This window comes from Photobacterium ganghwense (assembly GCF_017329545.1).
GTDB lineage: Bacteria > Pseudomonadota > Gammaproteobacteria > Enterobacterales > Vibrionaceae > Photobacterium > Photobacterium ganghwense.
The window spans coordinates 2,535,110-2,560,492 of record NZ_CP071325.1 but is presented as its reverse complement, the minus strand read 5'-3'; the positions used below and the strand labels follow the sequence as shown (position 1 = coordinate 2,560,492).

General features: G+C 54.0%; 24 protein-coding genes and 2 pseudogenes. 24 read left to right on the top strand and 2 right to left on the bottom strand.

Annotation, left to right across the window (positions count from 1 at the left end; translation table 11 throughout):
- The first annotated feature begins 27 nt into the window (after window positions 1-27).
- From fliH to FH974_RS11510, 24 genes and pseudogenes are all read left to right on the top strand, one after another.
- Window positions 28-837 (top strand): flagellar assembly protein FliH, encoded by an 810-nt coding sequence (gene fliH / locus FH974_RS11630; RefSeq protein ID WP_047883842.1) that lies wholly within the window; start codon window positions 28-30, stop codon window positions 835-837.
- Window positions 837-2,159: a flagellar protein export ATPase FliI gene (fliI, locus tag FH974_RS11625; RefSeq protein WP_047883841.1), complete on the top strand. Its 1,323-nt coding sequence runs from the start codon at window positions 837-839 to the stop codon at window positions 2,157-2,159. Before fliH ends, fliI begins: the two co-directional genes overlap by 1 nt.
- A 31-nt stretch (window positions 2,160-2,190) precedes the next feature.
- Window positions 2,191-2,640: a flagellar export protein FliJ gene (fliJ, locus tag FH974_RS11620; protein ID WP_047883840.1), complete on the top strand. Its 450-nt coding sequence runs from the start codon at window positions 2,191-2,193 to the stop codon at window positions 2,638-2,640.
- A gap of 139 nt (window positions 2,641-2,779) precedes the next feature.
- Window positions 2,780-4,492, top strand: coding sequence for a flagellar hook-length control protein FliK (locus tag FH974_RS11615; protein ID WP_047883839.1), 1,713 nt, complete (start codon window positions 2,780-2,782; stop codon window positions 4,490-4,492).
- A 39-nt stretch (window positions 4,493-4,531) separates the two neighbouring features.
- A pseudogene (gene fliL / locus FH974_RS11610) lies at window positions 4,532-5,041 on the top strand (flagellar basal body-associated protein FliL); the annotation flags it as partial.
- Between the two features lie 7 nt (window positions 5,042-5,048).
- Window positions 5,049-6,104, top strand: a complete 1,056-nt coding sequence (fliM, locus tag FH974_RS11605; RefSeq protein ID WP_047883837.1) for a flagellar motor switch protein FliM — start codon at window positions 5,049-5,051, stop codon at window positions 6,102-6,104.
- Between the two features lie 5 nt (window positions 6,105-6,109).
- On the top strand, window positions 6,110-6,505 hold the full coding sequence (gene fliN, locus FH974_RS11600; RefSeq protein ID WP_047883836.1) for a flagellar motor switch protein FliN: 396 nt from the start codon (window positions 6,110-6,112) through the stop codon (window positions 6,503-6,505).
- Entirely contained in the window at window positions 6,505-6,945 is a 441-nt protein-coding gene (gene fliO / locus FH974_RS11595) for a flagellar biosynthetic protein FliO (RefSeq protein ID WP_047883835.1), read from the top strand. Before fliN ends, fliO begins: the two co-directional genes overlap by 1 nt.
- Entirely contained in the window at window positions 6,932-7,789 is an 858-nt protein-coding gene (gene fliP, locus FH974_RS11590; protein ID WP_047883834.1) for a flagellar type III secretion system pore protein FliP, read from the top strand. The genes fliO and fliP overlap by 14 nt, the downstream gene beginning before the upstream one ends.
- Window positions 7,786-8,055, top strand: a complete 270-nt coding sequence (fliQ, locus tag FH974_RS11585) for a flagellar biosynthesis protein FliQ (protein ID WP_047883833.1) — start codon at window positions 7,786-7,788, stop codon at window positions 8,053-8,055. The genes fliP and fliQ overlap by 4 nt, the downstream gene beginning before the upstream one ends.
- A 12-nt stretch (window positions 8,056-8,067) precedes the next feature.
- Window positions 8,068-8,850, top strand: coding sequence for a flagellar biosynthetic protein FliR (gene fliR / locus FH974_RS11580; RefSeq protein ID WP_047883832.1), 783 nt, complete (start codon window positions 8,068-8,070; stop codon window positions 8,848-8,850).
- Window positions 8,851-8,931: 81 nt separating this feature from the next.
- Window positions 8,932-10,063 (top strand): annotated as a pseudogene (gene flhB / locus FH974_RS11575) (flagellar biosynthesis protein FlhB).
- 144 nt (window positions 10,064-10,207) lie between these two features.
- Complete coding sequence (gene flhA, locus FH974_RS11570; protein ID WP_047883830.1) at window positions 10,208-12,307, top strand: flagellar biosynthesis protein FlhA; 2,100 nt, start codon at window positions 10,208-10,210, stop codon at window positions 12,305-12,307.
- 104 nt (window positions 12,308-12,411) lie between these two features.
- Window positions 12,412-14,121 carry a flagellar biosynthesis GTPase FlhF gene (gene flhF, locus FH974_RS11565; RefSeq protein WP_207103287.1) on the top strand — a complete coding sequence of 570 codons (1,710 nt, stop codon included), beginning with the start codon at window positions 12,412-12,414 and terminating at the stop codon, window positions 14,119-14,121.
- Window positions 14,114-15,004 (top strand): MinD/ParA family protein, encoded by an 891-nt coding sequence (locus FH974_RS11560; protein ID WP_047883828.1) that lies wholly within the window; start codon window positions 14,114-14,116, stop codon window positions 15,002-15,004. The genes flhF and FH974_RS11560 overlap by 8 nt, the downstream gene beginning before the upstream one ends.
- 4 nt (window positions 15,005-15,008) lie before the next feature.
- Window positions 15,009-15,719 carry an RNA polymerase sigma factor FliA gene (locus tag FH974_RS11555; RefSeq protein ID WP_047883827.1) on the top strand — a complete coding sequence of 237 codons (711 nt, stop codon included), beginning with the start codon at window positions 15,009-15,011 and terminating at the stop codon, window positions 15,717-15,719.
- A gap of 53 nt (window positions 15,720-15,772) precedes the next feature.
- Window positions 15,773-16,144 (top strand): chemotaxis response regulator CheY, encoded by a 372-nt coding sequence (cheY, locus tag FH974_RS11550; RefSeq protein WP_047883826.1) that lies wholly within the window; start codon window positions 15,773-15,775, stop codon window positions 16,142-16,144.
- A gap of 31 nt (window positions 16,145-16,175) precedes the next feature.
- Window positions 16,176-16,895, top strand: coding sequence for a protein phosphatase CheZ (locus FH974_RS11545; protein ID WP_047883825.1), 720 nt, complete (start codon window positions 16,176-16,178; stop codon window positions 16,893-16,895).
- Between the two features lie 9 nt (window positions 16,896-16,904).
- A complete protein-coding gene (locus tag FH974_RS11540; protein ID WP_047883824.1) occupies window positions 16,905-19,328 on the top strand; it encodes a chemotaxis protein CheA in 2,424 nt (807 codons plus the stop codon).
- A gap of 230 nt (window positions 19,329-19,558) precedes the next feature.
- Complete coding sequence (locus FH974_RS11535; protein WP_047883823.1) at window positions 19,559-20,761, top strand: protein-glutamate methylesterase/protein-glutamine glutaminase; 1,203 nt, start codon at window positions 19,559-19,561, stop codon at window positions 20,759-20,761.
- A 10-nt stretch (window positions 20,762-20,771) separates the two neighbouring features.
- Window positions 20,772-21,551 carry a ParA family protein gene (locus tag FH974_RS11530; RefSeq protein WP_047883822.1) on the top strand — a complete coding sequence of 260 codons (780 nt, stop codon included), beginning with the start codon at window positions 20,772-20,774 and terminating at the stop codon, window positions 21,549-21,551.
- Complete coding sequence (locus tag FH974_RS11520) at window positions 21,541-22,923, top strand: chemotaxis protein CheW (RefSeq protein ID WP_242551827.1); 1,383 nt, start codon at window positions 21,541-21,543, stop codon at window positions 22,921-22,923. The genes FH974_RS11530 and FH974_RS11520 overlap by 11 nt, the downstream gene beginning before the upstream one ends.
- A 52-nt stretch (window positions 22,924-22,975) precedes the next feature.
- Window positions 22,976-23,470: a chemotaxis protein CheW gene (locus FH974_RS11515; RefSeq protein WP_047883820.1), complete on the top strand. Its 495-nt coding sequence runs from the start codon at window positions 22,976-22,978 to the stop codon at window positions 23,468-23,470.
- Window positions 23,470-23,901, top strand: a complete 432-nt coding sequence (locus tag FH974_RS11510) for a DUF2802 domain-containing protein (RefSeq protein ID WP_047883819.1) — start codon at window positions 23,470-23,472, stop codon at window positions 23,899-23,901. Before FH974_RS11515 ends, FH974_RS11510 begins: the two co-directional genes overlap by 1 nt.
- Window positions 23,902-24,011: 110 nt before the next feature.
- On the opposite strand, the gene FH974_RS11505 is transcribed toward FH974_RS11510, so the two are convergent.
- Window positions 24,012-24,332: an EscU/YscU/HrcU family type III secretion system export apparatus switch protein gene (locus FH974_RS11505; RefSeq protein WP_047883818.1), complete on the bottom strand. Its 321-nt coding sequence runs from the start codon at window positions 24,330-24,332 to the stop codon at window positions 24,012-24,014.
- A 34-nt stretch (window positions 24,333-24,366) separates the two neighbouring features.
- Entirely contained in the window at window positions 24,367-25,317 is a 951-nt protein-coding gene (locus FH974_RS11500) for a hypothetical protein (RefSeq protein WP_146149662.1), read from the bottom strand.
- Window positions 25,318-25,383: the final 66 nt, after the last annotated feature.

Here is a 25,383-nt window from a genome sequence, read left to right as displayed (position 1 = left end):
ATAACCTGAAAACTGACAGGAAAATAAATGTCGACTGATCGCCGCCGTGGTTTTTTGCGAGTATCTGAGCATCAGGCTCAGGAGCTGGAGCGCTGGGCTTATCCGGATTACAGCGACGAGCAGTCGTCGATGGCGGAGAATGCGCTGAACTATGATCCGCAATGGCATGTGGAGCCGCTCGAACTTGAAGAGGAAGAGCAGGGACCGCCACCGTTAACCGCCGCTGATCTGGAAGCCATTCGTCAGTCGGCTTACGAAGAAGGCCTGCTAGAAGGTCGCGAGGCCGGTCATGCTGAAGGTTTTGCTCTGGGGCAAAGCGAAGGGCTGGAGCAGGGTAAGCAGCAAGGCCTGGAACAAGGGCTCGCAGAAGGGCTGACACAGGGCGAGGCACGCATTCAGGAGCAGGTAGGATTACTCACCCAGCTGATGGACAAGCTTTCGACTCCGCTGGCGCAGGTCGACAATGATGTTGAACAGCAGTTGCTCCGGTTGGTAACCGGGCTGACCCGTGAGCTGATTCAGGTGGAACTGAATACCAATTCTCAGGTGATTCTTCAGACTCTTCGCGAGGGTATTGCCGCTCTGCCTATCGCCAATCAAACCGTGATTATTCAACTGCATCCAGACGATGCCGCTGTTATCAAAAAAGCCTATGGTGAAGCGAGCCTGGCCGAACGCCAATGGCAGCTTCAGGCTGAACCCGCCTTAAATCGCGGCGATCTGGTGGTGCAGGCTGGTGACTCTACGGTGGAGTTCCCCGTTCAGGAGCGAATTCGCCATCTGCTGACCCAATTCATAGGCGTCAATGCAACGCAACACACGCAGCATGGAGCCTGATAATGGCACTGGCTGAGCGTCTTTCCCGATACCAAACTTCCCAACTGGCTTGTCGCCCAGTGGCCGCTGGCCGCTTGGTTCGCGTGGTTGGCCTGACTCTGGAAGCGATTGGCTGTCGGGCTCCGGTTGGCAGCCTGTGCCGGGTGGAAACCCTCAACGGTGAGATGGAAGCTGAGGTGGTGGGCTTCTCCGGCGAGACCCTGTACCTGATGCCGAGCGAACAGTTGACCGGCGTGATGCCCGGGGCCAGAGTCACACCAATTCAGCATGCTGCCGGTCTGCCGGTTGGGATGGAGCTGCTTGGGCGGGTCATTGACGGGGTTGGTAACCCGCTTGACGGGCTGGGTGATATTTATACCGCTGAGCGCGCTTCATTTAACGCCGACCCAATCAATCCCTTGAGCCGTAAGCCGATCAAAGAACCGCTGGATGTCGGGCTGAAAGCCATCAATGGTGTGCTGACGGTCGGCAAAGGCCAGCGGATTGGCCTGTTTGCCGGTTCGGGGGTCGGTAAGTCCGTCACGCTGGGAATGATGACTAGGGGCACGACCGCTCAGGTGGTTGTCGTGGGCCTGATCGGCGAGCGTGGTCGCGAGGTAAAAGAATTTATTGATGAGATTCTCGGTACTGAGGGGCGCGAGCGGGCTGTAGTGATCGCGGCCCCGGCAGATGCCTCTCCGCTGATGCGGTTAAAAGGTTGCCAGACAGCCCTGACAATTGCGGAATACTTTCGTGACCAGGGACTGGATGTGCTGCTGTTAATGGATTCTCTGACCCGCTTTGCCCAGGCACAGCGGGAGATTGCCCTGTCGGTTGGTGAGCCCCCGGCAACCAAAGGTTATCCGCCGTCGGTTTTTGCCAAACTGCCGGCATTGGTTGAACGTGCCGGTAATGGTGGCGAGCATCAGGGGTCTATCACTGCTTTTTTTACCGTGTTAACCGAAGGTGATGATCTGCAGGATCCGATTGCCGATTCCGCGCGGGCAATTCTGGATGGTCACATTGTGCTGTCCCGGGAAATGGCGGATGCCGGTCATTACCCGGCTATTGATGTAGAGCGCTCGGTCAGCCGGGTGATGCCGGCGATTGTCAGCGAGGAGCACATGCTGATGTCAAAAGCAGTACGGCAGATTTTGTCTATCTGCCGAAAAAATCAGGATTTGGTGTCTATCGGTGCCTATAAACCGGGTACGGATCAGGCCATTGATCAGGCATTCGCATTCAAACCCAGACTGGATGCGTATCTGCAACAATCGATGAAAGAATCGGTTCCTTATGATATGTGCGTCAACATGCTGCGCTCGGTTCTGAGTGGTTCCTGATGAAAGCTGAGCTTAACCTAGGAATCTGACCATGTCTGAACAAGCCCTGGCGCTCTTATTGGAGCGAGCCAAAGACGATGAGCAAAAAGCCGCGACAGCCTTACACCAGGCGCGGTTGGAGAAGGAAAATTACCTTCGCCAGCTGCAGCAGATCGAGCAATACCGGCTGGATTACAGCCGACAGCTGTCGGAGCGCGGAATGCAGGGGCTGACAGCCAGCTCCTACAGTCATTTGCAAAAGTTTCTCAGCCAGTTGGATGAAACCCTGTCGCGGCAAAAAGCCGCCGGTCACCACTTTGATCATCAAATTACCCGAAGCTCTGAGCAATGGAATGAAGTCCGAAAACAGCGGCGCTCCATTGAATGGCTGCTGGATAAAAAGCAAACGGAGCGCCAGCAGCGTTTGGATCGCCAGGAGCAGAAGCTGATGGATGAGTTTGCCACTCTGCAATTCGCCCGTCGGATGACCAATCAGCGTTAACCTGATCCGGTATCGGGTTACCTGTCAGGCCGTCAGAGAGATGGCAAAAAACTGGTGCAATTCTTGCTTGTATACCCGTTATGAATTGTCGTGATTTTGACTTGTCTATTTTGGCAAGCACAGCACACCAGAGCCGATTATGACTGTATCTCGCTTACTCACGCCAGAGCCGACTAAAAGTCAGGTTTTACCTTCGTCAACTCCTATTGCCGCAGCGCCTTTGCGTGCCCAGGGGAGAGAAACAGCGACGACTCCTGCTTCTTCAGCAGCCTTTTCTGAGGTATTGGATCAGGCGAATCGTCATGCCCCGTCTTCGGAAAAACCATCATCGGCAAAGTCGCTTGTGGCAAAACAGCCCCTAGCTGCTGATGGTCAGGGTGCCGGAAAACAATCAGAGACGAGTCGCACCGCGTCTCAGTCCACACAACCGGGCTCTCAGGCCGGGGAAGAAGTGGCTGTCGGAGCAGAAAAAGCGGATTCCGTCACCCGCTCTGCGGCAACCGAACTGTCTGGCACCGCATCATCTGGCGAAGCCGGTGTGTTCGCCGGCTCTTCAAAGGGATCGGTGTTGGCTGAAAAAGGGGACGATGACAGTGCAGAAATAGCTGATAAATCCCTTTCAGAACAAACGGCTGGGTCTGTTCAGCCTGACGATGAGGGCGATGCCATCATGTCAGCCGGCCATTCGCCGACCGCTAACGATGTAGCGCTCTCCGCGTCCCATGTCGCGGAGTCGGACAACGTCGATGAAGCTTCTGAGGATAAGGTGGATGGGGCTGCTATTTCTTCACTGATGGGTTTTGCCCAAGCGGCACCTATAACGAAGGCTGCTGATTCTGCTGATAAAGCAGGTTCAGATAAAGCCGTTACCGATGCCGTTATTTCTGATAAAGCATTTTCCGGTGCATCCGGGGCGAAAAAGTGGATGAGTGAAGGCGATGCACTGCTGGCGCGCTTATCTGCCGCTCATGCTCAGTTGAGTGACGGTGAGGCAGATCAGGCGGATGATGCGAGTTTAGCGCAGACTGCTTTGTCGACCATCAAAGAGGCAAATGGCAAAGAGTTGCCGCCATGGGCTGATGGCGGCAAAGACGGGGTGAAACCCGATGGTCAGAAAAGTGCCGGAATTTTGACTGGCACAGATTCCCCACTGTCAGCATTGATGGCTTCCCGTTTGTCTGGGGGTGACGGTAAATCGACACTCCTGACAGGTGCGACGACCCAAGACGGAGAGTCTGAGGCGGTAGGCCTTGAAAGCCTGAAAGGGACTCATGCATTGTCATCTCAAATCAGCCAGGGCGGGCTGGATGAACTGACCGGTGATCACAAAGCGGATGACGCTGCCGGGCGGACACATCAGGGGCAGAGCGCCCCTTTGCTGGCAGCGAATAAAGCTGAAAATACCGCCTCTGCCCCAGCTATTCAGCTGCATAAAGATCAGGCCGGTGACAAACTGGCTGATCAGGTGCAAATGATGATGGCCAAGAACTTAAAGCAGATCGACATTCGCCTTGATCCACCGGAGTTGGGAAAACTGCACATTAAATTGTCGCTCAACCAGGATCAGGCTTCGGTGCATTTTACCGTCGCCAATTCGCAGACCCGTGATCTGGTGGAGCAAGCCATGCCACGACTCCGGGAATTGCTGGGTCAGCAGGGCGTCCAACTGGCTCAGGGCTCTGTTCAGCAAGATAGCGCCGGGCAGAATGGCGGCCAGTTTCATCAGCAAGAGCAGTCTTCCGGCAACGGAATGATGACGGCGGGCGGAACTGACCCCGGGCAGGGTTCGGACGGTGATGTGACAGAACTGTGGATGAGCCAGAAGAAAGACGGCGTCGATTATTATGCCTGAGCACAGAGTTTGGTAGACTGGCTCGGGCGACAAGAATAAGAAAAGGAATCAAACGCAATGGCGGAAGACCTTAACGGTGGCAGCAAGAAAAAACTGTTTGTGATCATAGCTCTGGCCGTGGTGCTATTGGCTGGCGGCGGGGCCGGGGCCTGGTTCATGTTCGGCGGTGAGGATACCCCTGAACAGGAAGTCGCAAAGCCTCAGGAAAGTGCGGCACCGGGAGCTAAAGAGTCCGCGTATTATGTGATTCTTCCTCAGCCGTTCATTTTCAATGTAACGGGTGACAAGCGAGATCGCCTGGTTCAGGTGAAAGTCCAGTTAATGGTTCGCGGCGACGAGAACGAAGCGGCCACCAAACAGCACATTCCATTGATTGAAAGCACGTTGTTGCAGACCTTCAGTGCGGCAACGGTTGAACAGTTACGTACTCCGAATGGCCGTATTGATCTGCGTCAGCAAGCACTGACAGCCGTTCAGGATGCCATGATTAAAGTCGCTGGCAGACAGTCTGTTGAGCGAGTCCTGTTCACTGGTTTTGTAATGCAATAGGTATAAAGTGAGCGATTTATTAACGCAGGATGAAATTGATGCCCTGTTGCACGGGGTCGATGACGTTGATGACGACGATGATGGCCAGGATGAAGCCGGGGTCATCTCGTTTGATTTTTCCTCGCAGGACCGTATTGTCCGCGGGCGGATGCCGACGCTTGAGCTGATCAATGAACGTTTTGCCCGTCATATGCGGATCAGCCTGTTCAACATGCTGCGAAAAACGGCGGAAGTCTCTATTAACGGGGTACAGATGCTCAAGTTTGGTGAGTATCAGAATACCCTGTATGTCCCGACCAGCCTGAATATGGTGCGGTTCCGGCCGCTGAAAGGAACGGCACTGATCACCATGGAGGCCCGGCTGGTTTTCATCCTGGTCGAGAACTTCTTCGGGGGCGACGGCCGTTTTCACGCCAAGATCGAAGGGCGGGAGTTTACCCCGACCGAGCGACGTATCGTACAGATGCTGCTGAAGCTGGTGTTTGAAGACTACCGCGAAGCATGGTCTCCGGTGATGGGGGTGGAGTTCGAATACCTGGACTCTGAAGTGAACCCGACCATGGCCAACATTGTCAGCCCGACGGAAGTGATTGTTGTCAGCTCCTTCCACATTGAAGTTGATGGTGGCGGCGGTGATTTTCATGTCGTGATGCCGTACTCCATGGTCGAGCCAATCCGTGAGTTGCTTGATGCCGGTGTACAAAGTGACAAGATGGATACTGACGTGCGCTGGAGCAAAGCGCTGCGTGACGAAATTATGGATGTACCGGTGAATATGCGGGCCAAGCTGCTGGATGTCGAGCTGACACTGCGCGACCTGATGGAGCTTCAGCCGGGCGATATTATCCCGATTGATATGCCGGAACATGCCACGGTGTTTGTGGAAGACCTGCCAACCTATCGCGCCAAGATGGGGAAATCAGGGGAAAACATCGCCCTCAAAATCACCGAGAAACTGAAACGTCCTGATATGGTGAAGAGCGATCTGGCCTTCCTGGACCGAAATGAATTAGGTACGGCACTGCTGAACCTAGACAGTGACGACAACGATAATGATAGGTAAAAGCCATGTCTCAGAATGATCAACAAATTGCCGATGATTGGGCTGCTGCGCTGGCCGAACAGGCGGGTGCCGAAGATGATGCTCAGCCAGCACCGCTGGAAGAACTGACTGACGAATCGAGACCGATTGGTGACGATGAGCGCCGTAAACTGGATACCATTCTGGATATTCCGGTCACGATTTCGATGGAAGTCGGCCGTACTCAGATCAGCATCCGTAACCTGCTTCAGCTGAACCAGGGGTCGGTTGTGGAATTGGACCGGGTAGCTGGTGAGTCACTGGATGTGATGGTCAACGGGACACTGATTGCTCACGGCGAAGTGGTTGTCGTCAACGACAAGTTCGGTATCCGTCTGACCGACGTGATCAGCCAAACTGAACGCATTAAGAAGCTGCGCTGATGAGTGTGCATCAAAAGCGTTTAGCTCAGGTCGGATTAGGCCTGTGTTATGGGGTAGCTCTGTGTTATGGATTGCTGGGCGCAGGCCCGGCGATGGCTGCAGGTACGGCGCCGGAACTCAATATCGCAACGACCCTGGCTTCCTTGATACTGGTCTTGGTCATTATCGTGTTGTTGGCCTGGTTACTCAAACGCATGAAATTGCCGGGTATGCAGGGTGGTGACCGAACCCTGCGGGTACTGCGTCAGCTACCGGTCGGACAGCGTGAACGCATCGTGCTGCTGCAGGTGGGTGATGAGCAGATGCTGGTGGGAGTGACGCAACAGAATATCTCGATGCTGGGGAAACTGGATACGCCTATCGCAACGGATGAGATGCAGGGGAGTGGCGAGTTTGCCCGTCACCTCAGCAGGCTGTTAAAAAAAGATGAGAAAAAATAATTGGATTGCCGCCGCTCTGGCGGTTTTTTCGCTTTGTTTCGCAATGTTTGTCACACCGATGGCATGGGCAGCGCAAGGCGATACCGGCACGGCTGCCAGTAGTGTCACTGTCAGCGAAATGCAGAGTGAGGCGGGTTCAACCAAGATGGTGCTCAGTAAAGGGGGCGGCAGCGGTATCCCGGCTTTCTCGGTTACGGTTAATCCTGACGGCAGCGAAGATTACTCGGTGACCCTGCAAATTCTGGCTCTGATGACGGCGCTCGGCTTTTTGCCGGCGATCGTCATTCTGATGACCTCGTTTACCCGCATTGTGGTGGTGATGTCGATTCTGCGTCAGGCCATGGGGTTACAACAAACGCCTTCAAATCAGGTCATCATTGGCATTGCTTTGTTTCTGACCTTTTTTATTATGTCGCCAGTGCTGGATCGTATTAATAATGAGGCGGTGCAGCCCTATATCAATGAGCAAATGACCGCGACTGAGGCTTTGCAAGCGGCGCAGGATCCGCTGCGGCAATTCATGCTCAAGCAAACCCGGGTTAAAGATCTGGAAACTTTCGTCAATATGTCAGGCTCTTCGGCCACAGACCCGCAGGAAGTACCGATGACGGTGCTGATCCCGGCTTTTGTGACCTCTGAACTAAAGACCGCTTTTCAGATTGGCTTCATGCTGTTCTTGCCGTTTTTGATCATCGATCTGGTGGTGGCATCGGTGCTGATGGCAATGGGTATGATGATGCTGTCGCCGATGATTGTCTCGCTGCCCTTTAAGCTCATGCTGTTTGTACTGGTGGATGGCTGGAACCTTATTCTGTCGACGCTGGCGGGGAGTTTTGGCACATGACGCCGGAAGCGTTTGTCGAGATATTTCAGGAAGCCCTGTACATGGTGCTGATCATGGTCAGTGCCATTGTGGTGCCGGGGTTGCTGATTGGTCTGGTGGTCGCGGTTTTTCAGGCGGCGACCTCAATCAACGAACAGACCCTGAGTTTTTTGCCGCGTCTGATCGTGACGCTGCTGGCACTCATGCTGTTTGGTCACATGATGACTCAGATGCTGATGGATTATTTCTATCGGATTATCGATCAGATTTCGCAGATACTGTACTGACGGGGCGGGTCGATGCAATTTTCTGCACCTTTGTTGCTTGACTGGATTGCCAACTATTTCTGGCCACTGACCCGCATCTCATCAATGATGATGGCGATGAGTTTTTTCGGTGCCCGATTTGTCTCTCCTAAAATCCGGCTCTATTTGTCACTGACGGTCACTTTCGCGGTGATGCCGATGTTACCCAAAGTACCGGATACGATTGAGCTGTTGTCATTTCAGGGATTCCTGACTGGCGCACAGCAGGTGGTCATCGGTGCCGCGATGGGACTGGTGACCCAGTTTATTACCCAGGTGTTTGTGTTGCTGGGGCAGATTCTTGGTATGCAGTCGAGTATCGGTTTTGCGTCGATGGTGGATCCGGCCAATGGCCAGAATACGCCGGTGCTGGGGCAGTTTTACATGATGCTTTCCATCATGCTGTTTCTGGCTACAGACGGGCATCTGACGATGCTTAATCTGGTGGTCTTGAGCTTCCAGACACTGCCGATTGGCGAGTCGATGCTCCGTCCGCAGGATTATTACGAGCTGGCAGGCTGGTTCGGGCTGATGTTCAAGCTGGGGCTGAATATGTCGCTGGCAGGCATTATTGCCCTGTTGACGGTGAACCTCTCGTTCGGGGTCATGACACGGGCGGCTCCCCAGCTCAATATTTTCTCGCTCGGTTTCTCTTTTGCGCTGTTGCTGGGGCTGCTGATCAGCTGGTTTCTGGTCGCCGGTATTATTCCCCACTATGAACAGACCTGGGAGCTGGGCGTTGATCAAGTCTGTGGCCTGATCCGGATGGAATGTTAGGCCTGTTGCTAACAGCTAACAGTGTTATCACATCATCAAGCCCACTTGGCTGACTTAATACAAAGCCGGAGAAAATAACCCATGGCAGAATCAGACGGTCAGGAACGTACCGAAGACGCCACGCCCCGAAGGCTTGAGCAGGCGCGGGAGAAAGGGCAGGTACCGCGCTCAAGAGAACTGGCGTCTGTTGCTGTTCTCGTTGCGGGGGCCGTCGGGCTGATGTGGTTCGGCGAGTCTCTGGGCAAAAGTCTGGCGGAAATGATGGGGAAAATGTTTACCCTGACCCGCGATGAAGTGTTTGATCTTAATCGATTGTTTGTCGTGATTACCGCCGCGCTGTCGCACGTCGCCTTGCCGCTGTTCCTGGTGCTGGTGTTTCTGTTTTTCGCTGCCGGGATCGGGGCGGCCGGACTGGGGGGGATCAGCTTCTCGATGCAGGCGGCTTCTCCCAAGTTTTCCAAGCTGAGTCCGATAAGCGGGGTCAAGCGGATGTTTGGCAAGCAGAGCCTGGTCGAACTGATCAAATCCATCCTCAAAGTCTCGCTGGTAGCAGGAGTGGCTTACTTTCTGATGCGCGCCAGCCTGGAAGATCTGTTCCAGCTGACGGTCGAGGTGTACCCGCAGAACATGTTTCATGCGCTGGATATTCTGGTGCGCTTTATCCTGCTGATCTGTTGTTCATTACTGATCGTGGTGGCGATTGATGTGCCGTATCAGATTTGGCAGCACAAAGAGCAGTTGAAAATGACCAAGCAGGAAGTCAAGGACGAATACAAGGAAACCGAAGGTAAGCCGGAAGTGAAGGGCCGGATTCGGATGCTGCAACGGGAGATGGCCCAGCGCCGGATGATGGCTGACGTGCCGCAGGCTGATGTCGTTATCACGAACCCGGAGCACTTTTCCGTGGCACTGCGCTATGACCCCAATATTGACACGGCACCGGTGGTGGTAGCCAAAGGCACCGATTTTCTGGCACTGAAAATCCGTGAAATTGCCAATGAACATAAGATCGATATTGTACCGGCGCCGCCGCTGGCCCGGGCGCTCTATCACAGCACGGAGCTGGAGCAACAAATTCCTGACGGGTTGTTCAGCGCTGTCGCCCAGGTGCTGGCGTATATTTTCCAGTTGAAACAATACCGTAAGGGACGCGGTAAAAAAACCGACCTTGTCCCGGGAAGCTGCCAATATTCCGGAGGAGTATCGGCACTAAGCGAAAAGTTGCCACTGTCATTTTTTTGACTTAAAAGTGGAATAAATATTGCTAGGTTTGTTTGCATTTTAATACGGGCAAGTACCTAACTTGCTCAATTAAAACACGTTTATTCCTTGCGCAACTGAGCAGCTTTCAGACCTGATGAAACTTTCTTTACCTTTTGCTGAGAAATTGCCGTTCGCCCGGCTTCAGTCGATGCCGGCCATTGGCGCGCCGGTGATGGTGCTGGCGACGCTGGCCATGGTGGTGTTGCCGATGCCGCCGCTGCTGCTGGATATGGCATTCTCCTTCAATATTGCACTGGCACTGGTGGTGCTGTTGGTGACCGTTTATACCCGTCGCCCGCTCGATTTCGCCGCGTTTCCGACCGTGCTGCTGATTGCGACCTTGCTCCGGCTGGCGCTGAACGTGGCATCCACCCGGGTCGTGCTGCTGTACGGCCATGAAGGAGAAGGGGCCGCTGGTCAGGTGATCGATGCCTTTGGCTCGGTCGTGATTGGCGGTAACTACGCGGTCGGTCTGGTGGTATTCCTGATCCTGATGATTATCAACTTTATGGTCGTGACCAAAGGTGCTGGTCGTATCTCAGAGGTTAGTGCCCGCTTTACCCTGGATGCATTGCCGGGTAAGCAGATGGCCATTGATGCGGACCTTAATGCCGGATTGATTGATCAGGAGCAGGCGCGCACACGCCGTCAGGAGGTTACCAAAGAAGCGGACTTCTACGGCTCAATGGACGGTGCCTCAAAGTTTGTAAAAGGGGATGCCATCGCCGGTATTCTGATCCTGTTCATCAATATTATCGGTGGTCTGGTCATCGGGATGGGCCAACACGGCCTGGCTTTTGGCGATGCCGTTCAAATCTACAGTTTGCTGACCATTGGTGATGGTCTGGTTGCCCAGATCCCCTCTCTGCTTTTATCGATTGGGGCGGCCATGATGGTCACTCGTCAAAATACCGACGAGGACATGGGCCAGCAAATGATTTTCCAGATGTTCAACAATCCTCAGGCGCTGGTGATTACCGGCGTGATCCTGTTTGTGATGGGGATAGTGCCTGGGATGCCGCATGTTCCTTTTCTGTTGTTGTCAGCCATGATTGGCGGCTTTGCTTACTGGCGTCTTAAGAAAGATCAGGCGGCAGCCAAAGCTGAGGCGGAAGCGCCGGTGCCTGATTTACCGACACAGCAACCCCAGAAAGAATTGTCCTGGGATGACGTTAAACCGATTGATGTGATTGGGCTGGAAGTCGGCTACCGGCTGATTCCGATGGTGGACAAAGATCAGGGTGGCGAGCTGCTGGACCGGGTGAAAGGGGTGCGGAAAAAGCTGTCGCAGGACTTTGGTTTCCTGATCCCGCCGGTTCATATTCGCGATAATCTTGAGCTGCCACCGAATACTTACCGTATCAGTCTGATGGGCGTCGCCTGTGGGGAAGCCCATATTCACCCGAACAAAGAGCTGGCCATTAATCCGGGCCAGGTCTTTGGCCACATCGACGGCGAGGCGACCACGGATCCGGCGTTCGGCCTAGAAGCCGTATGGATCACGGTTTCACAGCGTGAGCATGCTCAGGCACTGGGCTACACCGTGGTGGACTCAGCCACGGTACTGGCGACGCACTTAAGTCAAATCCTGGCCAATAATGCTTCTCAGCTGTTGGGACATGAAGAAGTCCAGAACCTGCTGGAATTGCTGTCCCAGTCAGCACCGAAACTGGTGGAAGGCTTTGTGCCGGATCAATTGTCACTCGGGACTGTTGTGAAAGTGCTGCAGAACCTGCTGCATGAAGGTATTCCAATCCGTGATATTCGGACGATTACTCAGACTCTGTCGGAGTACGCCGTGAAGAGTCAAGATCCTGACATCTTGACCGCAGCAGTCCGAATCAGCCTGAAACGACTAATTTGTCAGGAAATCAATGGTATAGAGCCTGAGTTGCCAGTGATTACTTTGGTTCCTGAGTTGGAACAGATATTGCATCAGACGATGCAATCTGCCGGTGGTGAGTCTGCCGGTATTGAGCCTGGACTGGCTGAACGTCTGCAGCGTTCGCTGACAGAAGCGACCCAGCAGCAAGAACTGAAAGGGGAGCCAGCGGTATTGCTGACCTCCGGAGTTCTGCGTTCGACATTGGCGAAATTTGTGAAAAATACCATTCCTTCCCTGCGGGTGCTTTCCTACCAGGAAGTTCCGGATGAGAAACAGATTCGTATTGTCAGTGCCGTTGGAAATCAGTGATGAATCTTGACCCGTACCGGTTATTACTGGGCGGGAACCCGACAAGGAATGTCTGAGGCATGGCAGGAGCCATGACGATAGCACGATAAAGCGGGAATATCAGATTGAAAATAAAACGTTTTTTTGCAAAAGATATGCGCGCCGCCCTGAGCCAGGTTAAGGAAGAGCTCGGGGCTGATGCCGTGATCATGTCCAACAAAAAAGTGACGGGCGGGGTTGAGATTGTGGCAGCCGTGGATACGGATGTGCCAAACGAGCCTTCACCGGAAGCGATTCAGAGCCGTAATGCATTGGCTGAGCGACTGGGTCAGGCTAAACGCAAGCTGGCTGAAGATAAAGTGCAGTTGCAGCAGCCGTCATCCCGCTTTGCCAATGTGCTCAACAGCTATGCTGGTGGTGAATCGGCTGGCGACAGCGGTGATGAGATGCAAAGTGAAGTGGATTCTCTGTCCGCTTTGCTGCATCGGCAGTCCAAGCAGCAGGCCGGTTCCCGTGACGCGTATTCAGGTCAGAACTCGCAGCAGAGCGGCTCGTCATCCTTCCGTCAGGGTTACGGCGATGACGCCCAGGCTCGCCGCATGAACGGCTTTCCGGCCAATGATCGTCGGAAGTCAGAGCCGGGGCAGATGGCGCGTGGCCTTAACCGTGCGAATAACCGCCGCGATACCAATCACCACGAAGGGCATCGTCAAGACAGTCATCAGGGCTATCAACCGCGCCATGCACTGGATATCGGCGAGTACCGCCGTCCTGACGCTCGTGGTTATGAACCCCTGAGCGGCCAGCGTCAGAAGAACAGCTATTCATCCGCGCCGAAAAAAGGCAATCGTCTGGATCCGACCCGGTATGACCCGAAAGCCAGCCAGTACGAACAGGATGAGATGGAATCAATGCGCAGCGAGCTGGCGACCATCCGACGTCTGCTGGAGCATCAGGTCTCCGGTCTGATGTGGCAGGAGGTTGAGCGCCGTGAACCGATGCGGGCGATGATGATCAAGCGGCTGGAAAAAATGGGCTTGTCACCTGAATTGTCAGATCAGCTGGCCTGTTACATCCCGGAAGACGTGCCTGCTAATGAAGCCTGGCCAGCGCTACTGGAGTTGCTGTCGGATCAAATTATTACCACCGACGACTGTATTCTGGAAACCGGTGGGGTGGTTGCCCTGCTGGGCCCGACCGGCGTCGGCAAAACCACGACGATAGCCAAACTGGCCGCCCGCGCGGCAATGGAGTTTGGTCCGGATCAGATCGCGCTGGTTACGACAGACACATTCCGGATCGGTGCCCACGAACAGCTGGCGACGTACGGACGCATTATGGGGTGTCCGGTACGCGTGGCTAAAGATGCCGAGGAACTGGCCGATATACTTCATCAGTTACGTCATCGCCGCCTGGTTCTGCTGGATACCGCAGGCATGGGACAGCGTGATATCCGTCTGTCAGAGCAGTTGGATACCCTGATGCACAACAGCGGTTCGCAAATTCGCAGTTTCCTGGTGCTACCGGCCACCGCACAGCGTCGGGTGCTTCACGAAACGATTGAACATTTCCGGCGTATTCCGTTGTCAGGCTGCGTACTGACCAAGCTGGACGAATCACTGAGCCTCGGTGAAGTCATCTGTATGGCGATTCAGCATGCGCTGCCGATTGCCTACCTGGCAGACGGCCAGCGGGTACCGGAAGATATTAAGGTCGCAACAGGCAATTACCTGGTTGCACGGGCAAATGAACTACTAGAACAAGAGTTAAGCCAGCAATCCCACTTTTGGACGAGTGACAGCTCCGAGAATCTGGCGGCGGACTTTTATGATTGAGAACAGCATGTACGATCAAGCGAGCGGTTTACGCCGTATGACACAGTTAACCTCTACCAAAGTCATTACAGTTACTGGCGGTAAAGGGGGAGTAGGCAAAACCAATGTCACTCTGAACATGGCAATTGCGATGGCCCGTCAGGGTAAGCGCGTCATGGTGCTGGACGCCGACCTCGGGTTGGCAAACGTGGACGTTATGCTGGGATTGCGTGCCGTACGAAATTTGTCCCACGTACTGGCCGGTGTCTGCGACCTGAAAGACATCATCGTTGAAGGCCCGTACGGGGTGAAAATTGTCCCGGCTTCTTCCGGAACACAAACCATGGCAGAGCTGACTCCGGCTCAGCACACCGGATTGATTCGGGCGTTCAGTACCTTGGAAGATGACATTGATGTGCTGCTGATTGATACCGCAGCCGGTATTTCCGACATGGTACTGAGTTTCTCTCGGGCCGCGCAGGATGTGCTGGTGGTGGTATGCGATGAGCCTACGTCGATTACCGATGCCTACGCCCTGATTAAGATTCTCAGCCGCGAATACGATGTCCAGCGCTTCAAAATTGTGGCGAATATGGTCCGCAGTTACCGTGAAGGGCGCGATCTGTTTGCCAAACTGACCCGGGTGTCGGAGCGTTTTCTGCGTGCGAACCTGGAGCTGGTAGCTTGTATCCCACTTGACGATCGGGTGCGTCAGGCCGTGAAACGTCAGAAGGTGGTCGTGGAAGCCTTTCCGCGCAGCCCGGCGGCGCTGGCCTTTACCTCATTGTCAAACAAAGCCCTGAGCTGGCCGGTTCCGGCATGCCCGGGCGGACACGTTGAGTTCTTTGTTGAAAAGCTACTGATCCGAAGCTCACGTCAAGAGGTGCCGCTCAGTGAATCCTAAGGCAATGCCATATGGCCAGTATCAGCAGAGCCCGCATGCCTTTATTGAGCGCTATTCGCCGTTGGTGAAACGCATTGCCCACCATTTGATGGGGCGCCTGCCCCCGAATGTACAGCTGGAAGACCTGATTCAGGCCGGCATGATAGGCCTGCTGGAAGCCCAGCAGAACTATGACCCGACCAAAGGCGCGAGTTTCGAAACGTTCGCCGGGATCCGGATTCGCGGGGCCATGCTAGACGACATTCGTCGCGGCGATTGGGTACCACGCTCTGTGTACAAAAACAGCCGGCGAATCAGCGAAGCGATAGCGGCGCTGGAAGGGGAACTGCGGCGGGACCCCAATGATCAGGAGATTGCCGCATATCTCGAAATGACACTCGAACAGTACCACCAGGCTTTAAATGATGTTAATTGTGGTCGCCTGATAGGGATGGAAGACCTCGGGGTCTCCGAAGATGCGGTGGCGAATGAGGAATCTCTAGAAGAAAATCTTCCCTTTCAGGGGGTTGTAGATGATAATTTTCGTCAGTCACTGGTGGAAGCCATCAAAAGCCTGCCTGAGAGAGAAGCCTTGGTCCTTTCTCTTTACTATGACGAGGAACTCAACCTCAAAGAGATTGGCGCTGTGATAGGGGTCAGTGAATCCCGCGTTTGCCAGATTCATAGTCAGGCAATGCAACGTTTGAGGTCCAAGCTACGCGCGTGGACCACGTAATAACCATTTGAGACAACACTGTGACCTCAGTGGAGGCAACTTTGAATAAAAACATGAAAATCCTCATTGTCGACGATTTTTCGACAATGCGCCGTATCGTAAAGAATTTGCTGCGTGACCTGGGCTTTAACAACACCCAGGAGGCGGATGATGGATTGACTGCGCTACCGATGCTGAAAAAAGGTGGCTTTGACTTTGTCGTGACCGACTGGAATATGCCGGGCATGCAGGGAATTGACCTGCTGAAACATATCCGTGCCGATGCTGAACTGAAGCATTTGCCGGTACTGATGATCACGGCGGAAGCCAAGCGCGAACAGATCATTGAAGCCGCTCAGGCGGGTGTGAATGGTTACATCGTTAAGCCATTTACTGCTGCAACACTGAAAGAGAAATTGGAAAAAATCTTCGAACGTATGCAGTAATCGTGTCGTGCGCTAAAGGATAATTACAATAATGATTACACTTGATCAGGCAAAACAGCTTGTCAGCCTGCTTGAACAGGGTAACCAGGAAGACGCGAATGCGCTGCTGAACCGTTTGGTAGCTGATAATCGCGATCCGGTTTACGCTGAAGTCGGCAAACTGACACGTCAGTTGCACGATTCGCTGGCAAATTTCCGCCTTGATCCCCGCATTAATGACTTAGCAAAAACGGAAATCCCCGATGCCCGTGATCGACTGACCTTTGTCATCGATAAAACGGAGCAGGCGGCAAACAAAACCATGGATGCCGTTGACAGCATTCAGCCGTTGGCGGAACGGCTGGGGGACACCTTACAACAGGTACATCCACGATGGCAGCGCCTGATGGGCGGGCAGATTGCATTGGCTGAATTTAAGTCGCTCTGCCACGATATCGACGGTTTGCTCACTCAGGTCGAGAGTGACAGCACCATTCTGCGCAGCCAACTCACAGAAATTCTTATGGCTCAGGATTTCCAGGATCTGACCGGGCAGATTATTCGCCGGGTTATTGAACTGGTTCACGAAGTTGAAGACCAGCTGGTTGAAATTCTTAAAGCTTTTGACATGGAAAGCGAAGACAGAACAGAGGCACTACGCGAAGCTCGCAAGCTTTCGCCGGAAGGCCCGATTGTCAACAGCGAAGTCCGTGAGGATGTAATGTCTAGCCAGGACGATGTCGACGACCTGCTATCGAGCCTAGGATTTTAGGGGAATGATATGAGCTTTGATTTAGACGAAGATATCCTGCAGGACTTTTTGATTGAAGCCGGGGAAATCCTGGAGCTGCTGTCTGAGCAGCTGGTTGAGCTGGAGCGGAGTCCGGAGGATACGGATCTGCTCAATGCGATTTTCCGCGGATTCCATACCGTGAAAGGTGGCGCTGGCTTCCTGTCTCTGACTGAGCTGGTTGAAGCGTGTCACGGGGCTGAGAATATCTTCGACTTGCTGCGCACAGGGAAGCGCAGTGTGACGCCTGAGCTGATGGACGTGATCCTTGAAGCACTCGATACCATTAACGTGATGTTTGGTCAGGTGCAGGATCGCGAGCCGATTGACCCTGCTGATCCGGCCTTGCTGGACTCGCTGCACCGTTTCAGTCAGCCACCGACAGCTGAAGAGCTGGCACAGGCGGCGGCACCAGTTGAACAACCGGCTCCAGTTGTTGAAGACATCCCGGTAATGGCACCGGAAGCGTCTGTTGTTCAAGCGGTCGTTCAGCCTGACAGCCAGTCAGTGATGCCGTCCGGCCCGCAAGGTGGGAGCGAGAATACTTCTGCTATTGCCGGTAACTCGGTGGACGACATTACCCAGGACGAGTTTGAGCGTCTACTTGATGAACTCCATGGCGTGGGTTGTGGCCCGTCTGTCGATACCAGCCCGGCCAACAACGCAGTGGCTGATGCGGGCAAGGATATTGTCAGCCAGATTCAGTCTGACAGCGGAGATATCACCGACGATGAATTTGAGCGCCTGCTGGATGAGTTGCACGGCGTCGGTAAAGGCCCTGGCAACAGTGAATTTTCAGCTAGTGCTGACACGGCTGCCTCGCTGTCTCCGCAGGGTCATCCATCCGCGACTCTGGCGGCTAACGCTGCTGCAACTAGCGGTTCAGTACAGACACCACACAGTGCGTCTGGCATGGCATCAGGCAATGCCGATGACCTGATGACCGACGATGAATTTGAACGTTTGTTGGATGAGCTGCACGGTGTGGGCAAAGGCCCGACGGCGGAAGAGCTGGAAATGGCAACTAAGCCCGTCGCTCAGATGATTGAGGAAAGCCACACTTCCGCTACTGAGCCTGCGGAGGCGGTGAATTCTGCGCCGAACCCGGCACAGAGCTCAGTACAGGACTTCGCTCAAAATAATGCGGCTCCGGTGGCTGTTGCACGCGCTGCCACGGCAGAAAAACCGGCGGTTGCTGAAACCCGAATGGCGAAGCCTGCTGCGGGTGCCAAAGAGAAAGCTAAATCGTCTGATGCCACGGTTCGGGTAGATACCTCGACCCTGGATACCATCATGAACATGGTTGGTGAGCTGGTGCTGGTACGTAACCGCTTGGTCAGTCTGGGGCTGAACAGCAACGACGAAGAAATGTCGAAAGCGGTCGCGAACCTGGATGTGGTTACTGCGGATCTGCAGGGCGCAGTCATGAAAACCCGTATGCAGCCGATCAAAAAAGTCTTTGGTCGCTTCCCGCGGGTGGTACGGGATTTAGCCCGAAGCCTGAAAAAAGAAATCGTGCTTGAAATGCGCGGTGAAGAAACGGATCTGGATAAAAACCTGGTGGAGGCGCTGGCCGACCCATTGATTCACCTGGTGCGTAACTCGGTGGATCACGGTATTGAAATGCCGGATGTCCGTGAAAAAGCCGGTAAACCGCGAATCGGTACCGTGCTGCTGGCGGCCTCGCAGGAAGGGGATCACATTCTGCTGACCATCGAAGACGATGGGGGCGGTATGGATCCGGATAAGCTACGCGCCATCGCTGTTGAGCGGGGCGTGATGGATACCGATGCAGCCTCGCGTCTGACCGATACTGAATGCTACAACCTGATTTTTGCCCCGGGGTTCTCGACCAAGAAAGAGATTTCCGATATCTCCGGCCGTGGTGTAGGGATGGATGTGGTGAAAACCGGTATCAGCCAGCTTAACGGCTCGATCAGTATTGATTCGGCGATGGGCAAAGGCACTCGTATTGACATCAAGGTGCCGTTGACGCTGGCCATTCTGCCAACCTTGATGGTCGGCGTGGCGAATCAGCCGTTTGCGCTACCGCTGGCAAGCGTGAATGAAATTTTTCATCTGGATCTGCGTAAGACTAATACGGTCGATGGCCAGCTCACCATTATCGTGCGTGATAAAGCCATTCCGCTGTTTTACCTACAGGACTGGTTATCCGGTGCCGGTGCACCAACGCGCGAGCGTGACCACGGCCATGTGGTGATTGTACAGATTGGTCACCAGCGTATCGGTTTTGTAGTGGATACCCTGATTGGTCAGGAAGAAGTCGTGATCAAGCCGCTTGACGAACTGCTGCAAGGAACGCCGGGAATGGCCGGTGCAACCATTACCAGTGATGGCCACATTGCCCTCATTTTGGATGTGCCAAACCTGCTCAAGCACTATGCCAGTCGTTAAGTTACAGGTCTGACAAAGCGGCGCTAGCCGGAGCGAAAAACAGGGGAAGTAACATTTTTCACTGTCCTCCGGCCAGCGACCAGCCAGGGGCTTTGCCAGACAGGCAGGGGCAAATCGACAGGATTGTGCTCTAGCTCGTTTGGTAAGGCCCTTCATTTTTAAAATAAAGAATTCACAGAGTAACCCTGTTTTATCAGGTGCTAGGTATCTCAACGGGATGAACGCATAACATGGCAGTCAAAGTATTGGTGGTGGATGACTCCAGTTTCTTCCGCCGTCGTGTCAGTGAAATACTCAACGCGGATCCGCGTCTGGAAGTAATTGGTAATGCAGTGAACGGCAAAGAAGCCGTTGAAATGACGCGTCAGCTTCAGCCGGATGTGATCACCATGGACATTGAAATGCCGGTGATGGACGGTATTACCGCGGTGCGCGAAATCATGAAAGTGGCACCAACGCCGATTCTGATGTTCTCCTCTTTGACCCATGAAGGTGCTAAGGCGACACTGGATGCATTGGATGCCGGTGCGCTTGATTTCCTGCCGAAAAAATTTGAAGACATCGCCCGTAACCGCGATGAGGCGGTTGCTCTGTTGCAAAAACGGGTTATTGAGATTGCCCGCAAGCGGATGTTCATGCGCCGCGCGGTGCGTACTCCGCTGACGGGAGGACAGGCGTCTGCACCGTCCTCTGTATCCGGAGCCTCGTTGAACCGTGACGCTGTGCGTGCCGGTAGTCAGCGAATGGCGCCGACCCACAGTCATACCTCAGAACCGGTAACCGCAAATTCCTTTCGCCAGACGACACCGGTGCGTCCGGCCGCCAAGCCCCCGGTACGATTTAAAGCCAGTGGGAAGAAATACCAGTTGATGGCCATCGGCACATCCACCGGTGGACCCGTTGCGCTACAGAAAGTCCTGACAAAATTACCGGCTAACTTCCCGTACCCGATTGTTTTAGTGCAGCACATGCCTGCCACGTTTACTGCCGCGTTTGCAGCCCGTCTTAACAACCTTTGCAAAATTGGCGTCAAGGAAGCGGAAGACGGCGATACCTTGAAACCGGGAATGGCGTATCTGGCACCGGGCGGCATGCAGATGATGGTCGAAGGTCGTCCGGGGGCTGCGCGTCTGCGTATTCTGGATGGCGGTGACCGAATGAATTACAAACCGTGTGTGGATGTCACATTTGGGTCGGCAGCCAAGGTCTATCACGACAAAGTGTTGTCGATGGTGCTGACTGGGATGGGCGCCGACGGGCGCGAAGGTGCCCGCATGCTGAAAAACAACGGCTCGACCGTCTGGGCTCAGGATGAAGAAAGCTGCGTAGTCTACGGGATGCCGCAAGCTGTCGCTAAAGCCGGTATTTCCAGCGAAGATCTGCCACTTGACCGAATTGCAGAGCGCATTTTGGTCGAGCTGAATATGGCATAGGGAGCGGTCTGTGATTGTCTGGAGTATTGCTAACCAGAAAGGCGGCGTCGGCAAAACCACAACAACGGTAACGCTGGCGGGTCTGCTGTGTGAGCGCAATAAGCGGGTGCTGCTGGTGGATACAGACCCCCACGCCTCGCTGTCGACCTACCTGAATCTCGATGTCGACCGGGTATCGACCAGCCTGTTTGATTTATTTCAGCTCACGGATATCCGCCGCGATACGGTACGGACGGTTATCCAGCGTACGCCGTTTAAGCATCTGGATATCATTCCGGCCCATATGTCCCTAGCGACGCTGGATCGGGTCATGGGAAACCGCAGTGGAATGGGCTTGATCCTGAAAAAAGCCCTGCACTGTCTGGCAGATGACTACGATTATGTGCTGATTGATTGCCCGCCTATTCTGGGGGTCATGATGGTCAATGCCTTGGCGGCCAGCGATCGTATTCTGATTCCGGTACAGACGGAATTTCTGGCGATGAAAGGGTTGGAGCGCATGATGCGAACACTGCAGATTATGCAAAAGTCGCGTCCGGATGGTTTCAAAGTCACCATTGTACCAACCATGTACGACAAACGTACCCGGGCCTCTTTGCAAACCCTGCAGGAGCTGAAGCTGCGTTTCCCTGATCAGGTCTGGGCATCCGCGGTGCCGATTGACACCAAATTCCGTGATGCCAGTATAAAGCACATGCCGCCTTCACTGTTTTCCCGCAACTGCCGGGGCGTGTTTGCGTATAAAACCTTATTGAATTACCTGGAGCGATTGCAACAGGATGAGCGATAGTAACCGTTTGTCCAGCCAGCAGGCGCTGGATGACTATTTTTTTGATTTGCTGGTTGAACCTGAACCTGAACCTGAACCTGAACCTGTGCCTGAAACTGAAACAGAAACAGAAACAGAAACAGGCTCAGCGGCAGATAGCAGTGCCCACGTGGCCAGTGTTCCGGTCGCCGCCGAGACCCCGATTGCGGGTGACGATGAGCCGGAGCCTGAAAACACCCTGGAGGATCCCAGGCCTGATGACGGAGCATTACCTCCGCTTGCTGGGGATCTGACAGCAGAAACATCGGAGGCCATTTCGGCGGCACCGTTTGATTTTTCCTCGCTGGAGAGTCCGTCTGAAGAAGCGGCTGATGCAGTGATGGGGGACATGCCGTGGTGGAGTGAACAAACGTCGCAATCGGCACCCCAATCGCCCCAATTGTCTCCGGCTCGCCAGGTGAGTGCCGATAGGCCGAACGACTGGATTGCTCAGGCACCAGAAGCACAACCGGTCGCCCTGGAAAATGTTCAGCGTCTGCTGGATCAGGTCAGCCGCTTATCGACGCAGATGCCGACGCCAACCGACACTGCGGTTGCGGTACCTGAGCCCGATAGCGGTGTCATGAATGCCGCGCCAGAACTGGATGCGGACTGGCAGGCCGTGATGGCTCATGAGGAGATGGCCCATAAAGCGATGGCTCACAAAGCCGTGCAGACAGAATTTGCGACAGAAACGTTAGTTTTGTCGGAAGTACAGCTTTCTGAACAGCTGCCTTCCGAGGTACAGGAACTAGAGCCTTCGGAAGTGTTGCCAGCGGCAAAATCGTTGCAAGAAAACACGGTGGACCAGCCAGAACCGGAGTCAGGCCTAACTGCTGCACCGGAAACGCAGACGGGCGTTGCCCCGCCGGATGACTGGAATCAGCAAAAGAGTCTGGGTAATGAATTTCAGGCGCTGTTTTTTGAAGTCAATGGCGTCACGTTTGCGGTGCCTTTGACAGAACTGGGCGGTATCCATCAGCTGGGCGATTTGAATCATCTGCTTGGCCGGCCACCTTGGTACCTGGGGTTGATGAGTACGCGTGAGCAGCAACTGGATGTGGTTGATACTGCCCGTTGGGCAATGGCTGAAAAGCTGACGGATGATGACCACCGCGAAGGGTACCGATACGTTGTCCTTCTGGGGGAAAGTAAATGGGGCCTGGCATGTAATGCGCTGCTGGGAACCGAAGCCTTGCCGACCGGCAGTGTGCGCTGGCGGGAGAAAGCCGGTAAACGCCCCTGGCTGGCCGGTATGGTGAAAGAAAAAATGTGTGCGCTAATTCATGTTAGCGAACTAATCTCTATGCTAAACGCGGGATTAGATGTTAATACCAAGCTAGGGCAGCCCTGAAAGAGGCTGGTCTGGTAAGGACAATGTTAAAGCTGCAAAATGAGGAAACAGCATGTCTCAGGTGAGTGTCGCTGAAATAAAAAAAGAAGACAGTAACGATCAGGTCCTGCAGTGGGTAACCTTTCAGCTGGAAGACGAAACATACGGCATCAATGTGATGCAGGTTCGTGAAGTGTTGCGTTACTCAGAAATCGCTCCAGTACCTGGCGCGCCTGATTATGTTCTGGGTATTATCAACCTGCGCGGTAATGTGGTTACCGTGATTGATACTCGTGCCCGCTTTGGTCTGGCTCCGGGAGATATTTCAGACAATACCCGTATCGTGATCATCGAAGCGGAAAAGCAGGTTATCGGTATTTTGGTCGACAGCGTTGCGGAAGTGGTTTACCTGCGCAGCTCTGAAATCGACAGCACACCAAGTGTTGGCACGGAAGAGAGCGCGAAATTCATTCAGGGTGTGAGCAATCGTGATGGCCAGCTGCTGATCCTGGTGGATCTGAACAAGCTGCTGTCTGATGATGAATGGGACGAGATGGCGTACCTGTAATGCTGACGGTGTTGTTGCAATGGCTGCCGCTGATTGTTTCTCTGCTGGCGATTCTGTTTGCCTGGTTCATGATTCGGCGTGAGCGTCTGGCTCGTCAGGCGCTAGAGAGCAAATTTGCAGCGACGGAGCTGGTGTTGAAAAATGCCCGCCAGCAAAACGAAAGTATGCAGAAGCAGTTTCAGGAGTTGCGGGCCGGTACCATGGGAATGGGCCAGAAGCTGGCCGAAATGGATCATCAGCTAGAGTCATTGGCCGAGAGACAAGGGGAACTGGCCATGCAGGACCCGGATGGTCGCCTTTACAGCCGTGCCAGTAAAATGGTTGAACTCGGTGCGGATGTGAATGAGCTGATGGAAGAGTGTGATCTGCCCAAAGCGGAAGCCGAGCTTCTGCTGCGGCTGCAGCAAATGCATCAGTCACGGCGCCGCTGAAGCCTGTTTTATCGCGAACGCATTTTAACGGCTGGCAACTACAGCGCCAGCTTGTTCAGCTTTAGTACGCTCCGGTGGGCTTATTAAAAACTGGCGTTCCACCGATACACCTAAACGTGTTCATCAATACCTTCAAGCCCTTCCCAGCCGGGAGGGGTTTTTCCGTTCAGTAGCCAGGAAAACGCGATCAGTTCCGCGACAATCCGGTAAACCGGCTCCGGAATTTCGTCTCCTTGCTTCAGGTGATCGAGATACTGGGCCAGCTCTTTATCTTCATGAATCAGGCCGCCTTGTTCTTTTACCTGCGTAATGATGTGCTCCGCCAGCGCACCATACCCTTTGGCGGCGACGGTGGGAGTGTCATACCCGTTGTAATGCAAGGCGATGGCTGATTTTGCTGCATCAACGGCAGAACCTGTTTTCGTCGTCATATTATTTCCCGTTTCTGTTGCTGTAGCTGCATGGTCAGACTGTGATATTCAGGCCACTGCCGGAATCGGTATAGGTTGATTCCGGCTCCTCAACATGTCGGCGAAACTCACTGGAAACCGTCTGAATCCCCATGCTCTCCAGACGTTGGTTTAAGAACGGTGACAAGAGTCGGGTGCGTTCCAACAGCGCAGGGTTTTCCGATTCAAACAACAGCGATAATTCGTCGCCGTCCCAGCCAGCCTGCACATACACATTATCCGCATTACCTACCGGTAAGCGTAAACGTATCCGCCACTTCGGCTTTTTTTGCGGGTTCTTTTCTGTTGACCGCGCCTCACGCTGGATTTCCAGAAAGGCCTCCCTGCCATTGGGAGTTAGCATCGGCCACATCAGAACCAGTGTATCTTGAGAGGCTGGTGTTGGTGTGGCCAGACGCTGTTCCCCTGCCAGCCTTAACAGGGCACTGAATTCCTCCTGCTGATGAGGTGGAAGCTGGGAAAGCCAGCGTCGCAGTTCACTGCCGGGTTCAGCCAGCTGACGAATGAGCTGTGCCAACACCTGTTTTCCCGCACCTTGCTGGAGCCAGTTAATCAATGTGGATTGCGATGACGGTTGCAGCAGCTGGCTTATCAGGTGCTGTAAGGGCGTCGTCAGCATTGGCGTCTTTGTATCGGCATTTGTTGTCCCGGGCGTGGCGAGGCCAGTCAGCAAAGGACTGAATAAACGCTGCAAGATAGGTAACTGATTTAACAGACGTTCAAGCTGCGTTGCGGAAGATGCTATCGGTGGTAGCGCAGATGATATGGCCGACGTTTTTGCTGAGTGGGCACTATTGACTGATTTCGCAGTTTGCTGCGTGCCGGATGTTGGTGTTAGCTCAGATTTTGCGGTTTTAGTCGCATTTTCCGGTACATTTTTTACGTCAATTTGTTCATTTTTGCGTTGTAATGTAGCGGAAACGTGAGCAGTGTGTATAGAGGTCACAATTACCGATCCTCGCGCAGGCAGATATCATTCCATGTCTAACAGATCCAGCGGTCGCTGTGATAA

Excerpts from the sequence above, each read along its gene's own strand:
- fliQ (WP_047883833.1), top strand. The coding sequence starts at position 7,786 with ATGACGCCGGAAGCGTTTGTCGAGATATTTCAGGAAGCCCTGTACATG.
- fliJ (WP_047883840.1), top strand. The coding sequence starts at position 2,191 with ATGTCTGAACAAGCCCTGGCGCTCTTATTGGAGCGAGCCAAAGACGAT.
- FH974_RS11615 (WP_047883839.1), top strand. The coding sequence starts at position 2,780 with ATGACTGTATCTCGCTTACTCACGCCAGAGCCGACTAAAAGTCAGGTT.
- flhA (WP_047883830.1), top strand. The coding sequence starts at position 10,208 with ATGAAACTTTCTTTACCTTTTGCTGAGAAATTGCCGTTCGCCCGGCTT.
- FH974_RS11520 (WP_242551827.1), top strand. The coding sequence starts at position 21,541 with ATGAGCGATAGTAACCGTTTGTCCAGCCAGCAGGCGCTGGATGACTAT.
- cheY (WP_047883826.1), top strand. The coding sequence starts at position 15,773 with ATGAAAATCCTCATTGTCGACGATTTTTCGACAATGCGCCGTATCGTA.
- fliH (WP_047883842.1), top strand. The coding sequence starts at position 28 with ATGTCGACTGATCGCCGCCGTGGTTTTTTGCGAGTATCTGAGCATCAG.
- FH974_RS11510 (WP_047883819.1), top strand. The coding sequence starts at position 23,470 with ATGCTGACGGTGTTGTTGCAATGGCTGCCGCTGATTGTTTCTCTGCTG.
- FH974_RS11535 (WP_047883823.1), top strand. The coding sequence starts at position 19,559 with ATGGCAGTCAAAGTATTGGTGGTGGATGACTCCAGTTTCTTCCGCCGT.
- FH974_RS11545 (WP_047883825.1), top strand. The coding sequence starts at position 16,176 with ATGATTACACTTGATCAGGCAAAACAGCTTGTCAGCCTGCTTGAACAG.
- FH974_RS11505 (WP_047883818.1), bottom strand. The coding sequence starts at position 24,332 with ATGACGACGAAAACAGGTTCTGCCGTTGATGCAGCAAAATCAGCCATC.
- FH974_RS11560 (WP_047883828.1), top strand. The coding sequence starts at position 14,114 with ATGATTGAGAACAGCATGTACGATCAAGCGAGCGGTTTACGCCGTATG.
- FH974_RS11540 (WP_047883824.1), top strand. The coding sequence starts at position 16,905 with ATGAGCTTTGATTTAGACGAAGATATCCTGCAGGACTTTTTGATTGAA.
- fliO (WP_047883835.1), top strand. The coding sequence starts at position 6,505 with ATGAGTGTGCATCAAAAGCGTTTAGCTCAGGTCGGATTAGGCCTGTGT.
- fliN (WP_047883836.1), top strand. The coding sequence starts at position 6,110 with ATGTCTCAGAATGATCAACAAATTGCCGATGATTGGGCTGCTGCGCTG.
- FH974_RS11515 (WP_047883820.1), top strand. The coding sequence starts at position 22,976 with ATGTCTCAGGTGAGTGTCGCTGAAATAAAAAAAGAAGACAGTAACGAT.
- FH974_RS11555 (WP_047883827.1), top strand. The coding sequence starts at position 15,009 with ATGCCATATGGCCAGTATCAGCAGAGCCCGCATGCCTTTATTGAGCGC.
- fliP (WP_047883834.1), top strand. The coding sequence starts at position 6,932 with ATGAGAAAAAATAATTGGATTGCCGCCGCTCTGGCGGTTTTTTCGCTT.
- fliR (WP_047883832.1), top strand. The coding sequence starts at position 8,068 with ATGCAATTTTCTGCACCTTTGTTGCTTGACTGGATTGCCAACTATTTC.